Source organism: Streptomyces sp. NPDC002573 (genome assembly GCF_042889625.1).
GTDB lineage: Bacteria > Actinomycetota > Actinomycetes > Streptomycetales > Streptomycetaceae > Streptomyces > Streptomyces gibsoniae.
Window position 1 is genome coordinate 18,145 of the sequence record NZ_JBIARC010000030.1, and the last position, 15,420, is coordinate 33,564.

The window sequence follows — 15,420 nt, forward strand, 5'->3', positions numbered from 1 at the left end:
TTGCACGAGTAGCCACCCGACGTAGGTTTCAATCCGGCGGAAGCCTCAGACTGCCCCAAGCGGGTCAAAATGGAATAAAGGGATGTAACGCTCTGAGAGGAGGGCAGTGGGATGGCCAAGACAGTAGGCACCGCACCGCAGCGGGAGACGTCCCAGAGACAGTCCCCGGAGACACACGCCCATGAAGGTGCCGGACTGCACCTGCATACGCTCACGCTGCACCCGTCGTTGAAGCTTCCCTACATCACCAGGGACGACGTGACGAGTACGGCGAGGGCGGCGACGTCACGGGTCCCGGGCATGCCGACGACCAAGGACGTCGTGTTCTACGGGGGTCTCGGCGCGCTGGCCGTGGCGGGGGCTCTGGAATGGCCGATCGCGCTGGCTGTCGGCGGAGCCACCTGGCTGCTGCGCGGCGGCAGGAGGCGGGGCCAGGATGCCGAACCGCCGGCCGAGCACTACCGCGGGGGCCGCGACGTGACCGGGAGCGGCCTCTGAGGCCGTAGCCGGTCACCCTACGGCGCGCGGCGTCGACGGCGCCGCGCCGGGCGCGCGTACGTGCCTCACGCCCGTATGCCCGCGGCCGGTGCGGCGGGGTGTTCGCTGTCGCGGCCGTGCGTCAGGCGGCGGCCGGGGCGGCGGCCGTGCGCACATGACGGCCGTACGCGGCCCACAGCTCCCACGCGAGACGCATAAGGATGGTCTCGGCCAGCGCGAGGCCGATCTTCGTGGCCACGGCTACAAGAATCTCGCCCATGTCATGACTTTCTGTACTCGGTTGCGGATGTCCGGTATCCGAAAGTGCGCCTGTTTTCTCTGCGACGGGTGCCGTAGGGGCGTACATGTGATGTCGCTTCGGTGAACAGGTGGGGTTGCGGCGACCGTCGGGACGGCCGAGCGCCGGTGGCTGCCTCCCGCTCCGGGAAAGTGGCCACCGGGCCTCCCGATTTATCCGCCGACCGAACAGATCAGGCTTATCTCCTCCTGTACGGCCGTGAACGGATGTGTGCTGACCGTCTGCCTCGTGGCGGTGCCGATCAAATAAGAGGTGAGCATCCGGGCGCGCCTGGGAGCATCTTCGACATTCATTGCGAACAGCAAATCAAGGAAAATGGACGTCACCTCTCCGAACATTCCGTCGATCGCGGTGAGCCGTCCCTGCCGCACGCAATGCATCCAGTACTCGTGCCACAGCATGATGGCCCGCGGCTCGCCCTGGAAAAGGGAGAGATAAGACTCGGTGGCCGCCCAGAATCGCCGACGCGGATCCGACTCCTCGGTCGCCGCGTCGCTAACCGTGCGGACGAACGCGGCGATGTGCGCGGTCATGGCCGTGTCCACCAGGTCGTTCATGTCCTGAAAGTAGTAGTGGATCGCGCTTTTCGTCAGCGGACTCGCTGCCGCGACCGCCCGCACCGTGCACCCTTCGAGCCCGTGCTCCAGCAGGACCTGCTTGGCTGCTTCGATGATTTGTGTCCGCTTCTCCGCCCGATTCGGTGAGAATGCGTATTCAGGTCCCGCTTGATCACCGTGCATGCGCGCAGCTTACCTCATCGTGTCGTGGGCGAGCGGCCGAGTCGGATTCACTCATTACGCTTTCTTCGTGATGAAGCGACGGCCAAGGGAATTTCCGGCGACGCTTCTCTCCCTCTTTTCTTTCGGTATTCGGACGAGTTCGTGAAGAGTGCCCGAAATTTCGCCGCTCACTTGACGGATCCGCCGGTGGCGCCGGCGGCGACATGGCGCTGAGCGACGACGAGCAGCACGGCCGCCGGGACGGACGCCAGTACGGCGGTGGCCATGGTGGCGTTCCACTGGTGGGTGTGAGCGCCGATGTACTGGTAGAGGCCCAGGGTGATCGGCCGCACGTTCTGGGTGGTGGTCAGCGTGAGGGCGAAGAGGAAGTCGCTCCAGGCGAAGAGAAAGGTGAACACGGCGGCGGTGATCAGTGCGTTGCGGCTCACCGGGAGCACCACGGAGAAGAAGATGCGCAGCCGTCCGGCGCCGTCCACCCGCGCGGCCTCGACGATCTCCCGGGGAATGCCCTGCATGGACGAGCGGAGGACGAGGATCGAGAAGGGGACACCGGCGGTGGAGTCGGCGAGGACCAGCCCGGCACGGGAGTTGAGGAGTCCCAGGTCGTCGTAGGCGCCGAAGAGCGCGTTGGCCACGACGATGTCCGGCACCATCTGGGTGACGAGGACGGCGAAGAGCACCGCGTTGACTCCCCGGAGGGGGAACCGGGCCAGCGCGTAGGCAGCCGGGGCCGCGAGGCCGAGGCTGAGCACCACGCTGCCGAGGGCCACGACGAGGCTGGTGACGAGGTTGCCGCCTTGGTCGCGCAGTGCGGTGGTGTAACCGCCGAAGTCCGGGTGCAGGGGGAACCAGCCCGCCCCGAGGGCGGTGCCCGTCGGCTGGAGCGAGGCGTTCACCATCCAGTAGACGGGGAACAGCATCAGCGCGAGCAGGACGATCCCGGCGAGTGTGGACGGCAGGCCACGGCGGGGTGCGCGTTTCATGGCAGCGCTTCTCAGAGGTCCCGGGCGCGACGCCGGGCGCGCAGATGGGCGAGGGCGAAGACGAGCGAGACGGCGACGAGGACATTGCTCATCGCGGCGCCGCGCCCGAACTCGAACTGCCGGAAGGACAGTTCATAGGCCCGGGTGGCGAGGGTCTCCGTGGCGTCGGCCGGTCCTCCGCCCGTCACGACGAGGATGATGTCCAGCACCTTGACCGTGTAGACGAGGTCCAGCAGCAGCACGACGCCGGCCACGGGCCGCAGCATCGGCCAGGTGACATGGCGGAACGCGGCCATCGGCCCGGCGCCGTCCAGCTTCGCCGCCTCGTACAGATGCACCGGGATGTCCTGGAGGCCGCCGTACAGGATGGCGGTGTTGAAGGGGATGCCGACCCAGATGTTGACCAGGATCACCGACAGGAGCGCCGGCGAGGTGCCGGTGAGCCAGGGGATGCCGGACGACACCAGGTGGAGGTGGCGCAGAACGTCGTTGACGACTCCCGAGTCGGTGTCGAGCATCCACCTCCATGTCGTTCCGGAGGCGATCAGCGGCAGCAGCCACGGCAGCAGCAGAAGCGACCGCAGCACGCCGCCGAGCGGGAATCTGCGCTGGAAGAACACGGCGAGGGCCAGACCGGGCACGAACTGCCCGCAGAGCGAACCGGCGGTGAACACGGCCGTGGTCAGCAGGGTCGCGGGGAACTCGCCCGACGTCAGGAGCTCCGCGTAGTTCCGGGCCCCCACGAACGGCGCCGCACCTGTGTAGAAGGTCGTGGTGGTGTACTGCTGCAGGCTCATCACGATGTTCTTGACGAGGGGGTAGCCGAAGAACAGCAGCAGATAGGTCAGGGCGGGCACGACGAACATCCAGCGGGCGAGCGACTCCCGGAAGCGGGCCCGGGTCACGTTCCGTTCCTCGCAGGGCGCGTCCTTCTCCACGGCGTCGTCCGGGGCGGCCTCAGGAGCGGGTCGCGATCTGCTGTGCACGCTTGAGTGCCTCCTCCGGAGTCTGTTCGCCGGTCAGCGCGGACTGGATCGCGGTGTAGATCCCGGTCGCCGCCGCGGGCCACTTCACGCCGAGCCGGGCGGTGCGGGACCGGGCGTTCTCGACGCTCCGGACGAACGCGGCCATCGACGGGACCTGCTCGGCATACCGGGCGGCCACCGCGGAGCGGGAGGGCACGGTGAGGTACTGCTTGGCCAGGGTGAGCATGTTGTCGGGGGTGTTGAGGCAGGCGAGCACCCGGGCGGCCTTCTCCTGCCGTTCCTTGGAAGCGGTCTGCGGTACGGTCCACACCTCACCGCCGAGCGGGGTGACGGGAGTCAGCCCCGCCCGGGGGACGGGCAGCGGCGCGACCCCCCAGTGCAGGTTCTCGGCCTGCTCCATGGCGTGGATCCGCCAGGGGCCGTTGACCATCATGGCCGCCTTGCCGGCGACGAACTGATCGTGGACATCGGACTGGTCCCAGTTCAGCACCGACCTCGACATGGATCCGCTCTTCACCAGGTCGACCCAGAGCCGGAGCGCCTGCGCGGCCTGCGGGCTGTCCAGCCGTGTCTCGTCCCCGCCGTTGGACCAAAGGAACGGCATGAACTGCCATGTGCCCTCGAAGCCGGCGTTCGCGTCGAGCGCCATGCCGTAGCGCCCCGGGCGGGTCAGCTTCTGTGCCGCCGTCCTCAGCTCGTCCCAGGTCCTCGGTACGGCGACCCCGGCCTCGGCGAGCATGTCCTTGTTGTAGAAGAGGGCGACCGTGCTGACGGTGGGGGCCAGCCCGTAGACCTTCCCCTGGTACGTGCCCGCCGACAGGATCCCCTCGGTGAATCCGCCGGCGTCGACGCCGTACCGGTCCAGCGGGGTGAGCGCGCCGGTCCGGGCGATCTGCTGGAGGTCCGGGTTGTCCAGCATCAACAGATCGGGAAGGGTGCGCGACGATGCCTGCTGCAGCACCTTGGGTATGAGGGAGGTCCCCGGCACGCTGGTGTGCTCCACCTTGACGTCTACGGTCCTGCCGCAGGCGTTGAGCCGCTCGCCCCACTGGGCGTGCTCGGTGGCGTCGGTGTAGTAGTCGAGCGCGGTGATGGAGGTGACCTCGCCCGTGGCCGAGCCGGCACCGGTGGTGGCACCGCACCCGGCGGCGGCCAGGGTCAGGACGGCGGTTCCCAGGAGGGCGGCGAACCGCCGCGCGGCCGGTCTGGCCGATGAGATCATGCTGATGCCTTTGCCGAGCGACGTCGGGGGACGGGGTGTCGGGTCGGGAGAGGCGGGATCCCGGACGTCCCATGACGACGCGGTCAGCATGCGCCTGCGGGCGAACACCAGGATTCCGGGTCGACGACAAGACGGCTCATACCGGCTTCTTCCGATTCGAACGCAGGATATCGGACCCGCTCGGCTCGTCCGCCGCTCGGCCCCGGGCATCGCGGTGCGCGGCCCGGAGAGCATCGCGGTGCGCGGCCCGGAGCCGCCTTTCTCATCGGCTCAGAAGACCTGCCCCGGTCCCTCGCCGTCCACGCGGCCAGGGCCCTGTGCGGCCGCCTCCCGGATCATCGCCGCCACGGCCTCGGGCCGGGACAGCATCACCGCGTGTGAGCTGTCCAGGAAGTGTTCGACGGCGGCCATGCGCTGCGCCATGAAGCGCTGAGCGGTGGGGTTGAGCATCCGGTCGGCGGTCGCGATGGCGTACCAGGACGGCTTCCCGGCCCAGGCCGGCGGGCCCGCTCTGCCGGTCAGTGCCCGCCGGGCGATCGAGCGCTGCGCCACCGACCGCACCCCAGTGACACACGGCGGCAGATCGGCCGCGTACACCTGCGAGAACCGTTCCGCACGAAGGGACAACTCGCCCTCCCCGCCGACGCCGTACCCGGTCTCGACCGTCGCGTCGACCCCCGGCATCAGGGGAAAACGGCCGGTGATGTCGAGGACGCACTCCCCGGCGTCCGGAGCGAACGCCGCCACGTAGCACAGCGCCACGACGTTGTCGGCGTCGGTGGCGGCCTCCGTGATCACGGCGCCACCGTAGCCGTGGCCGACCAGGACGACCGGGACCCCGAGGTGGCCCACCACGCTTCGGAGGTAGGCGGCGTCCTCATCCAGACCGCGCAGCGGATTCGCGGGAGCGCGGACCGATAACCCGGCGGCGTGCAGGACACCGATCACCCCGGCCCAGCACGAGGCGTCCGTGAACGCCCCGTGCACGAGCACGACGGCCGGCGGTTGGGGGGTGGACTGGTGCATGGCCGGTGACCTCCGACTGAGAACGACGTCCCAGCCAAGCGCACCCGCTCAGCACGGGCATCGCGTGAACGTACCAACCGGTCCGCTCAGTCGTCGGGCAAGGCCCTGACCAGGTTGGCGAGCTGAACCCGGGAGTTCACCGACAGCTTGCGGAAGACGGAGGTCAGATGAGTGTTGACGGTGTGCGGGGAGACGACGAGCAGATCGGCGGCCGACCGGTTGGTGTGGCCTTCGGCGATGATGCGCGCGATCTTCTTCTCCGAGGCCGTGAGGGCCTCCCAGCCCCGGACCGGTCGCTCTGCGGCCGTTGCCCCGCGGCGCTGCGCGCCCGCGGTCTCCAGGTCGCGCTGCACGCGCGCCGCCGCGGCCTGCGCCCCCGACTCGGCGAAGGTGCCATGAGCCTCGGTCAGGGCGGTCACCGCCTCCGTCTTTCGGCCCGCCGCCAGGAGCGCCTGCCCGAGGTCGGCGTGCGCGGCGGCCCGGACCAGCGGACGAGGACTCGCCCGGAGCAGCGTCACGGCGCGCTCCAGCAGGGCGAGATCGTCGCCCACGAGCCCGAGGGCCTGCGCGGCGATGCCGTTGGCGGTGGGCACGGCCGGGTTGCGTGCGGCGTGCGCCTCCGCCTGTGCGGCGAGGTCCGCGGCGAGAGCGTGGTCCGCGCCGCGCAGCGCCATGCGTATCGCCGAGTCGACCCAGTCGCGCAACAGCCGCCAGCGCATGAAGGGACCTTCGTCCTGCACACGCCGGATCCTGTCGACGGCGAGCGCCGTGTCGCCGTCGGCCTCGGCGTGGACCGCCTCCAGGAAGCGCACCGCGGCCGTGTTGCCCGGGTTCGGTTTGACCGCCAGCCGTTCGCGCGCCGCGGTCAGATGCCGCCGCGCCGCCTCGCGATCGCCGCGCAGCAGCGCGATCCGGGAGCGGATCACCCGCGCGTTCACCTGCTGGACGGGTACCTGTACGTCGTCCTCCAGGCGCTCCATCGTCAAGAAGTCGGCCTCGGCGTCGTCGAGTCTGCCCAGGCCCAGATGCTGCTGCCCCTGTCCCCACAGAAGCATGGCCTGACGGAACGTTCCGGCCTCGTCCGCCGCCCGCAGCAGCAGTCGTTCGCCCGCTCCGAAGTCGTCGAGATGCTGATGCGCGACGATCTCCTCGGGGAGGAACACGGGATCGACGGCGCTGAGCGCGGCGAAGTGTTCCAGCGCCACGGCGTTCTCACCCGCGTTGAGCGCGATCTCGCCGAGCCCGCACAGGGCCAGCACATGCGCCTCCCGGTCACCGATCGCGGTGGCGGCGCGCAGCGCGGTCTCACCGGCCTCACGTGCCACGACCAGATCCTGGCCCCGGGACATGGCGAGCGCGCGCAGGGCGGCCAGCCGCGCCTCGATCTCCGGGTCGGCACCCGCGGTGGCGAGGGCCGTCTCGGCCCGGCGGCGCAACTCGTCGGCGAGATCCATGCTCCACAGCGTCCCGCCGAGGGCTGCCTGGAGCCGGCTGAACGCGTCCAGCGGCGGGCGGTCGGCCAGCAGGCGGTCGGCGGTCGACAGCGCCTCCCGGTTCCGGCCGGCCCGGGTCAGACAGACGATCGCCTGCTCACCCACCGCGAACCTCAACGGCCGTGCGGACGGCACCAGTTCCAGAGCGCGCGTCATCAGGTCGGCCGCGAGGCCCGGCGTGACCGGCAGCACGTCGTCGGCGGCCTGCCGCAACAGCGTCACGGCCTCCTCGTCCCCGGGCAGCCCGCCCCTGAGGATGTGCGGTACGGCGTCGATCGGCCGGCGGCCCGCGGCGACGAGATGGTGAGCGGCTTCGCGGTGCAGGGTCTTGCGGGCCGACGGGGGGATGTCGACGTAGACGGCCTGACGCAGCAGATCGTGCCGGAAGACCAGCTGATCGCCGTCGTCGTCGAGGAGCCCGGCGCGCACCGCCTCCTCGAGCGCCGGGATCAGCATGGCGGGCGGGCGGCCGCAGAGCGCGGCGGCGTCCTGGAAGGCGAACCCGCGTCCCAGCACCGCTCCCATCTGGAGGAAGCGCAGCGTGTCGGGCTGCAAGGACCTGAGTCTGCCGCGCACCCCCACCACAAGGCCCTGAGGCACAGGATCGTCCGAGGCCTCGGCGGTGCGCAGTCCACCGAGCATCTCGACCGCCAGGAACGGGTTGCCGCCGGCTCCGTCGAGCAGGTCCCGAACCCGCTCGTCGACGGCCGCCCCCAGAGTGTCGCCGGCCAGCTGCCCGATGGCCGCTCCGGACAGTGGCCCCAGGGGCACGGTGAGGGTCGGGAGTTCGCCCGTCGCGGCGGCGACGATCTCCTCCGCCGGACCGGTGGGCCCCTGCCGCGCTGTGATCATCCAGAGCACCGGCGAAGTCCGCAGGCGTGCCGGAAGCTGCTTCAGGGCGAACCGGCTCAGCGGGTCGGCCCACTGCACATCGTCCAGCGCGATCAGTACCGGGACCTGCCCCGCCCGGGCCTCGATCGCCTCCGCCAGACGTTCCACCAGCCAGATCCGCTGGTCATGGTGGCGGGCGAGAGCGACGAAGGCGTCGTCGGACAGCAGCGGCCGGTCCCCGTGCAGGACGCAGGCCGCCAGCGACGAGAGCGGCACGATGTGATGCAGCTCATCTGCCTTGCCGAGGCCCACCGAGTATCCCGCCGCTCCGGCCCGCTCCGCGGCCTCGGTGAGCAGCGTGGTCTTGCCGATGCCGGGTTCCCCCCGGATGAGGGCCAGGGCGCCGCTTCCGGTGCGGGCCACCGAGGTGATCAGCCTCTGGAGCTCCGCGAGTTCGGCCTCCCGCCCGCGCAGACCACGCCGCGACAGCGATCCGCCCGACCCCGCCACTTGCCTACGTCCCTTCCTGCCCGCACCCGCGGCGCTTCGGCGCGCACGGACCATGCATCGAGGGTCACTATCTCAAAGCACCGCTGCTCAGCGCACATCCGTGGAGGGGGCGGGGGACGGGGCGAAGGCCTGGCAGAGTTCGACGGAGAAGGGGCAGGAGGGTCAGCGCTCGGCGGGCGAGCTCGCGCGGTCGAGGGTGTGGGGGCCGGGAGTCTCGTCGCAGCATCCGGCTGTTTCCCCGGCCCCGCCGACGAGATCGGCCCGGCGCCGGACGCCGGGCAGCCCGGCATGCCCGCAGTGTGACGCCCCCGACTCCGGCTCAGTCGGCGCGCCCTTGGGCAGCGGCTGCGCAGGGGATCCCGGTGCCGCCGCGGAGTTCCGCCACTCGGTGGGGGACATCCCGTGGACCGCCCGGAACGCCCGGCTGAAGTGGGCGGCGCTGGTGAAACCCCACCGGCGGGCCACTGCGGCGATGGTCCGGCCCTCCGCCTGCCGGCGGGCGAGCTCGCGCCGGCACTCCTGGAGCCGACGGCGCTGGATCCACCGGCTGACGGTGGTGTCCTCCGCCTGGAAGAGCTTGTGCAGATAGCGCACGGAGATCTGGTGGGCGCGGGCTATGGACTCGGGCGACAGGTTCGGTTCGGCGAGGTGCCGGTCGATGAACGCCTGGATCCGCAGGACGAGCATCCCGGTGCCGCTCGGGCTTTCGGCCGTGTCCTGGCGGAGTTGCTCCTCGGCCAGGGCGGTGAGGAAGTCGACGACGTTGTGGGCCAGCGCCTCACCGGTCCGCGGCGGGTACGTCGCCGCCGAGTCCACGACCTTGGTCAGAAAGGGCGACAGCAGGGAGCCCAGCGTGGTGTCGGGGTGGATGGGCGTCGCCGTGATCCGCTGGAAGTCGGAGTCGCGCAGGCCGAGGAGGCGGCGGGGCAGGACGATGGACTTCGTCTCGAACGGCCGGGGGAACTCCATCCGGATCGGGCGCGCCATGTCGCAGAAGACGATCTCGCCGCCGTCCAGGACCGCCACGCGGCCGTCCTGCTCGACCCGGGCGGTACCCCGGGCCAGGAGCTTGACGACGAGAGGGGCGTCACCGCCCCGGGCGATCAGCCGTGAGGTCCGCCAGGCCCGCAGGGGATCGCTCTCCACGGTGGCGACCCGGAGCCGGCCCAGCGGGGAGGTCCGCACGGCCCCCGAGCAGACCTGGTCCGGGACGGCGATGTCGACGGCGCCGAACGTCCGGGACAGCGTCTCGCGCCAATACGCCGTTCTTCGGTCGGTGGGCACGGAGTCGGTGGTGCAGTGGGTGCTCGAGAGCTGTCCGGTCTTCGGTGTCGATGAATTCGGCGACATGATCTCCGCCCTTCGGCCGGTGTGCTTTCCGTCGACACCGTGTCAGCGGGCTCATGTGCGGCACATCGCGTGAATCCGCTAGATCCGGGTGAACAACGTCCGCTGACCCGTAGGGCTCCGGCGAGGCCGCGCCCGTCTCACCTGGCTGCCGAGGACCGTGTGGGCAGGCCCTTGGTCCGCAGTACGGCGTAGCCGATGCCGATGCCCACCGCCAGCGGCCACTCGACGGCGCCCAGGACCGCCAGCGCGCCGAGACCGGCGTACAGCGGGAGTCCGCGCCGGGCGGTCAGTGCGCGTCCGGCGGTGGCCACGGGACCCGCGGCGGCGCCGACCGCACGCGTGGCCGCGTCGCCGAGCCCGGGGAGGGTGATCGTACGGTCGCCGGCGGTGCTCTTCCGCTTCGGCGCGTTCCCGGCGCCTTCGGTCTCGGGCCGCCGCGTCCTCCGCGGAGCCGAGGGCTTGTTCGCCTCCGAGGGCTTCGGCCCCGACGGCTTCCGGGTCCCCGACTGCCTCCGCGTCCCTGACCGCTTCCGTGCCGCCGCCGGCTTTTTCGCTGCCCCTGTCTCCCGCGGCGCCCCTGGCTTCTTCGCTGCCGCCGACCCCTTCGCGCCCGGCGTCTCCGAGGCCTGGAGTGACGGCTTCGGCGCAGTCTTCGGGTCCTTCTCGGCGGTCCTCGGCGTGGTCACGGCTCACATCCGTTCGTGGGGTCCGGAATGTCGCCCCCCGGCCAGGCACAAGCTACCTCCGGCCCCAGGGCCCGGCGAGCCGGGAACCGTTCGGAGCAGCACCTCGGGCGGCGGGGCCCGGGGTGACTCATGCTGATCGGGAAGTCACGAGCAACCGGCCTGCCTGCTGCGGAGGGACGCGGATGTCGCTGTTGTCCGGGGTGCTTCCGCCGCTGCCCGCGCCGTTGACCCGAAGCCTGAAGGGCGGCGTGGCCGCCGGTGTGCGCGAGGCACTCGGCGGCGCCGCCGTGCTGCTCGGGGTGGACAAGCGGGATGTGTGGTCCCGCCCGGGGCGCTGCCATATCGATGTGCGGGGCGTGCGAGGTCCACGCGGCATGTGGGTGGGCCGGTTCGTGGAGCGCGCGCTCGAGGAGCATCCCGGAGTGCTGTGGGCACGGGTGAACGCCCCCGCGGAGCGAGTGGTCGTGGAGCTGGGCTCGCCGCCGCCGTCCCGGCAGGAACTGATCGGGATCATCGCCCACGCGGAGGCCCACGGAGCGGCCGGCAGCGCGGACGAGGGCGAGTTCGACGGATGGTGCCCCGAGCCGCACCACCCGTGCGAGGCGCCGCGCGCCCGGCCCACCCTTCCGGTCCTCGCGGCGGACATCGCGGGGCTGCTGCTCACCGTGGCCACCCGCCTGTCGCCGTGGACCCCGCTGCCCGCCGAGGTGGGGGCGCTCGCCACGGCCGTCCAGTGCCACCCCCTGCTGCGCCGGTTCGCGGCGTCGGTCCTCGGTGAGCGGGAACGCCCGGAGTCGGTGCTGCCGGCACTCAACGCCCTCGTCCAGGGCGTGGCCACCCGCGGTGGCGGGCTCGTCCTCGACGCAGCTCAGCGGCTGGCCCAGTGGCGGGAGGCGAACGCGGCCCTTCAGGCCTGGGCGGAGGCGGAGCCGCGACTCGTACGGGGACCGGAGGACGCGCGGGCCGAACCGACGCTCACCCAACGACCCCAGGCGCACCAGGATGTGACGGCGCGCTATGCCGTACGGGCCATGGGCGCGGGCGCGGCCGTCGGCGCCCTGACGACCCCCGGCGTGGGGCCGAGGCGTGCGCTCGCGGTGGCGTTGTCCAGCATGCCGAAGGCGCCGGAGGCCGGGCGGGAGGGCTTCGCCACCAGCCTGGGCCGATTTCTCGCGCTGCGGGGTGTCGTGGCCATGGACCGCGGCGCGCTGCGCCGGCTGGGCCAGGTGGACACGGTGCTCCTGGACGTGGACGCACTGCGCAGCGGCCGCCATGAACTGACCGACCTGGAGCTGCTCGACGGCGCCGAGCCCGCCGAGGTCTCCGACCGGCTGTTCGCCCTGTTCGACCCGGGTGCCCCCGGGCATGCCCACCACGACGGCAACGACTGGACGCTCGGCCCCCTGGCGGAGCTGGAGCTGACGGACGGCGCCGGACGAGGGGCCGCGGACCGGCTGCGGCACCGGGGCAGCGAACAGGTGCTGGGCCTGGTCCACGGGCGCCGGCTGGTGGCCGTGGCGGGGGTCGCGACTCAGACGCTGCCGGGCGCGCAGGCCCTGGCGGCCGCGGCCCGCCGTTCCGGGATCCGTGTGGTCCTCGCCGGCGACCAGCCGTATCCCGAACTCGGCTTCGTCGACGCGATGGTGCCCACGGGGGGCCGACTGGTGGCGTCCGTACGAGGGTTGCAGGCGGACGGTCGCGTGGTGCTGCTGGTGTCGGGGAACCGCCGCGCGCTCGGTGCGTCCGACTGCGGCCTCGGCGTGCACCGGGAGGGAGAGCCCCCGGCCTGGGGCGCACATCTGCTGGTCGGCACCGACCTGGACTCGGTCGCGCTGATCCTCACCGGGGTCGGCGTGGCCCGCCAGGTCGACCGGGACAGCGCGGTGCTGGCCGCGAGCGGCAGCGGCATCGGCGCCGTCGCGGCGATGCGGGCACCGGCCGCCGAGGCGTGCTCGCGCGGACAGGCGGCGTGCAACACCGCCGGGGGCATCGCCTTCGGTCTGGGGGTCTGGCGGGCCCGGCAGCTGTGCTCGCGCCCGGTCACCCCGTCCGTGGAGATCGTGCCGTGGCACCTGATGACGCCCGAGCGAGCCCTGGAGCGGCTGCGTACGAGCATCGACGGGCTGTCCGTCGAGGAGGCCGAGGCACGGGCCAAGGGGCCGTCGCGGGCGGGCGGGCCGCCCCGGGCCACCCTGCCGTCGGCGTTCGTGGACGAGCTGTCCAACCCGCTGACACCCGTGCTGGCCGGCGGCGCGGCCCTGGCCGCCTCCGTGGGTTCCCGGGCGGACGCCCTGCTGGTCGCCCTGATCACCGCCACGTCGGCCCTGGTGGGCGGCGTGCAGCGGGTGAGGACCGAACGGGCCCTGGCCGAGCTGACCGCCCGCTCCGCCGTGGGCGCCCGGGTGTGCCGGGGCGGCGCCGAGCGGCTGGTCACCGCGGAGGACCTGGTGCTGGGGGACGTGGTGCTGCTCCGGCCGGAGGACGTGGTGCCCGCCGACTGCCGTCTGCTCCGGGCCCAGGGACTGGAGGTCGACGAGTCGTCACTGACCGGGGAGTCCCTGCCCGTGGCCAAGGATGCCGCTCCCGTGGTCGCCGCACACCTCACCGACCGTCTCTCCATGCTCTACGAGGGCACCACCGTCTCCGCCGGAGAGGCGGTGGCCGTGGTCGTGGCCACGGGGGCCGCCACCGAGGTCGGGCGCACCATGGCCACCGCCCGGGAGGCCGCACCCGTCACCGGCGTCGAGGCCCGGCTGTCGTCCCTCACCAAGGCGAGCCTGCCCGTGGCGACGATCTCCGCGGCGGCGGTGGCCGGGGCCGGTCTGCTGCACGGACGCCCCCTCGCCGAGAGCGTGGCCTCGGCGGTGAACCTGGCGGTCGCCTCGGTCCCCGAGGGGCTCCCGTTCCTTGTGAACGCGGCCCAACTGGCCTCCGCGCGCCGACTGGCCGAACACGGCGCGCTCGTGCGCAACCCCCGCACCATCGAGGCGCTCGGCCGGGCCGATGTGCTCTGCTTCGACAAGACCGGCACCCTCACCGAGGGCAATCTCCAGCTCGCCGCCGTCAGCGACGGAGACCGCACGTACCCCGTCGACCGGCTCGCCCCACGGCACAGAAGCGTGCTGGCGGCCGCCCTCCGCGCCACCCCCGCCGCCCGCCAGTCCGAGCCGATGGCGCACCAGACCGACCGGGCCGTGGACGCGGGAGCGCGCCGGGTGCGGGTGTCGGTCGGCCGGGGCGCGCCCCGCTGGCGGCGCACCGGCACCCTGCCCTTCGACCCGTCCCGCGCCTACCACGCCACCACGGGCAGCACGACCGGCCGCACCCTGCTCAGCATCAAGGGCGCCCCCGAGACCGTGCTGGACCGCTGCCGCTACCGCCGGCTGAACGGGGTGCGGGCCGTGCTCGACGACGCCGGGCACAAGGCGCTCACCCGGGCCACCGAGCAACTGGCCGGAGCCGGCCGCCGCGTCCTCGCCGTCGCCGAACGCTCCATGGAACCCGGGGAGGAGCTGACCGACGCGGCGGTGAGCGATCTGGACTTCGTGGGATTCGTCGTACTGGCCGACCCGGTGCGCCCCGGGGCGGCGCCGGCCACCACCCGGCTGCGGGCGGCCGGGGTGCACACGGTCCTGCTCACCGGGGACCACGCCGCGACCGCCGAGGCCATCGCCGCCTCCGTGACCGGCGACCCGAACCAGACCGTGTGCACCGGACCGGAGTTGGACCAGCTCGACGACCACGCGCTGGACGCGCTGCTGCCGACGGTGGATGTGATCGCCCGCTGCACCCCGCACCACAAGGTGCGCATCGTCGAGGCGTTCCAGCGTCTGGGCCGGGTCGTGGCGATGACCGGCGACGGCGCCAACGACGCCCCCGCCATCCGGCTCGCCGACGTCGGTATCGCGCTGGGCCGACGCGGCACCCCCGCCGCCACGGCCGCCGCCGATCTGGTCATCGGTGACGACCGCTTGGAGACGATCGTCACCGCCCTGACCGAGGGCCGGGCGATGTGGACCTCCGTCAGGACCGCGCTGGCCATCCTGATCGGCGGCAACCTCGGCGAGGTCACCTTCAGCGTGCTCGCCTCCGCGCTGTCCGGTACCTCACCGCTGAGCGCCCGTCAGATCATGCTGGTCAACCTGCTCACCGACCTCGCCCCCGCCCTCGCCATCGCGGTGCGCACTCCCGCCGAGGGCACCGGGGAACAACTGCTTCAGGAGGGCCCCCACGAGTCGCTGGGCACCGCGCTCACCCAGGAGATGCTGCAACGCGGGCTGACCACCGCCCTCGGTTCCGGACTGGCCTGGACGGCCGCCCGCTTCACCGGCACCCGGCGCCGCGCCGGAACGGTGGCACTCGCCGCGGTGGTCGGCACCCAGCTCGCCCAGACCCTCGCCAGCGGCGGTGCCGACCGTCAGGTGCTCGCCGCCACCATCGGCTCGGCGGCGGTGCTCGTCGGCATCATCCAGACCCCGGTCATCAGCCAGTTCTTCGGATCGACCCCGCTGGGCCCCGTCGGCTGGGGCATCGCCCTCGCGGCCATCACCACGGCCACGCTCCTGCACGGACCGCTGGAGCCCGTCGCCGGTTTCCTCGTCCGCACGGGCCGGCTGCCCATCGCGGCGGACCCGGACGGCGAGGCGCAGCACTCGGCGCTGCCGTCGTCGGCCCTGGCCGCTCTCGCCGAAGCCCCGCTGGCGTGGCTCGGCGGGGTGCTGTCCCGCTTCGGCCTGCCCACACCGGGCTTCGCCCGGCCGGCCCCTCAGTGAGGGCGCACGGCCACCGAACAGAACG

The 15,420-nt window shown here is 72.4% G+C and carries 11 protein-coding genes; 2 read left to right on the plus strand and 9 right to left on the minus strand.

The annotated features are described in order from the left end of the window. The first annotated feature begins 111 nt into the window (after positions 1–111). Positions 112–498 carry a hypothetical protein gene (locus ACFYX0_RS26160; protein WP_311699846.1) on the plus strand — a complete coding sequence of 129 codons (387 nt, stop codon included), beginning with the start codon at positions 112–114 and terminating at the stop codon, positions 496–498. A gap of 121 nt (positions 499–619) precedes the next feature. Here ACFYX0_RS26160 and ACFYX0_RS26165 read toward each other — a convergent pair whose 3' ends face one another. The 9 genes from ACFYX0_RS26165 to ACFYX0_RS26205 all read right to left on the minus strand — a co-directional run bounded on the left by ACFYX0_RS26165 (position 620) and on the right by ACFYX0_RS26205 (position 10,248). Continuing rightward, entirely contained in the window at positions 620–757 is a 138-nt protein-coding gene (locus ACFYX0_RS26165; RefSeq protein WP_355916511.1) for a hypothetical protein, read from the minus strand. 191 nt (positions 758–948) lie between these two features. Then, positions 949–1,536 carry a TetR/AcrR family transcriptional regulator gene (locus ACFYX0_RS26170; RefSeq protein WP_388973563.1) on the minus strand — a complete coding sequence of 196 codons (588 nt, stop codon included), beginning with the start codon at positions 1,534–1,536 and terminating at the stop codon, positions 949–951. A gap of 167 nt (positions 1,537–1,703) precedes the next feature. Beyond that, positions 1,704–2,519, minus strand: a complete 816-nt coding sequence (locus tag ACFYX0_RS26175) for a carbohydrate ABC transporter permease (RefSeq protein ID WP_388973565.1) — start codon at positions 2,517–2,519, stop codon at positions 1,704–1,706. Between the two features lie 11 nt (positions 2,520–2,530). After that, a complete protein-coding gene (locus tag ACFYX0_RS26180) occupies positions 2,531–3,385 on the minus strand; it encodes a carbohydrate ABC transporter permease (protein ID WP_388973666.1) in 855 nt (284 codons plus the stop codon). A 91-nt stretch (positions 3,386–3,476) separates the two neighbouring features. Beyond that, positions 3,477–4,727: an ABC transporter substrate-binding protein gene (locus ACFYX0_RS26185; RefSeq protein WP_388973567.1), complete on the minus strand. Its 1,251-nt coding sequence runs from the start codon at positions 4,725–4,727 to the stop codon at positions 3,477–3,479. A 270-nt stretch (positions 4,728–4,997) separates the two neighbouring features. Further along, positions 4,998–5,753: an alpha/beta fold hydrolase gene (locus ACFYX0_RS26190; RefSeq protein WP_388973569.1), complete on the minus strand. Its 756-nt coding sequence runs from the start codon at positions 5,751–5,753 to the stop codon at positions 4,998–5,000. An 86-nt stretch (positions 5,754–5,839) separates the two neighbouring features. Continuing rightward, entirely contained in the window at positions 5,840–8,587 is a 2,748-nt protein-coding gene (locus tag ACFYX0_RS26195; protein WP_388973571.1) for a helix-turn-helix transcriptional regulator, read from the minus strand. 162 nt (positions 8,588–8,749) lie between these two features. Next, entirely contained in the window at positions 8,750–9,937 is a 1,188-nt protein-coding gene (locus ACFYX0_RS26200) for a helix-turn-helix domain-containing protein (RefSeq protein ID WP_388973573.1), read from the minus strand. 137 nt (positions 9,938–10,074) lie between these two features. Further along, entirely contained in the window at positions 10,075–10,248 is a 174-nt protein-coding gene (locus tag ACFYX0_RS26205; RefSeq protein ID WP_355916490.1) for a hypothetical protein, read from the minus strand. A 557-nt stretch (positions 10,249–10,805) separates the two neighbouring features. Here ACFYX0_RS26205 and ACFYX0_RS26210 point away from each other — a divergent pair. After that, complete coding sequence (locus ACFYX0_RS26210) at positions 10,806–15,395, plus strand: HAD-IC family P-type ATPase (RefSeq protein ID WP_388973575.1); 4,590 nt, start codon at positions 10,806–10,808, stop codon at positions 15,393–15,395. Positions 15,396–15,420 lie beyond the last annotated feature (25 nt).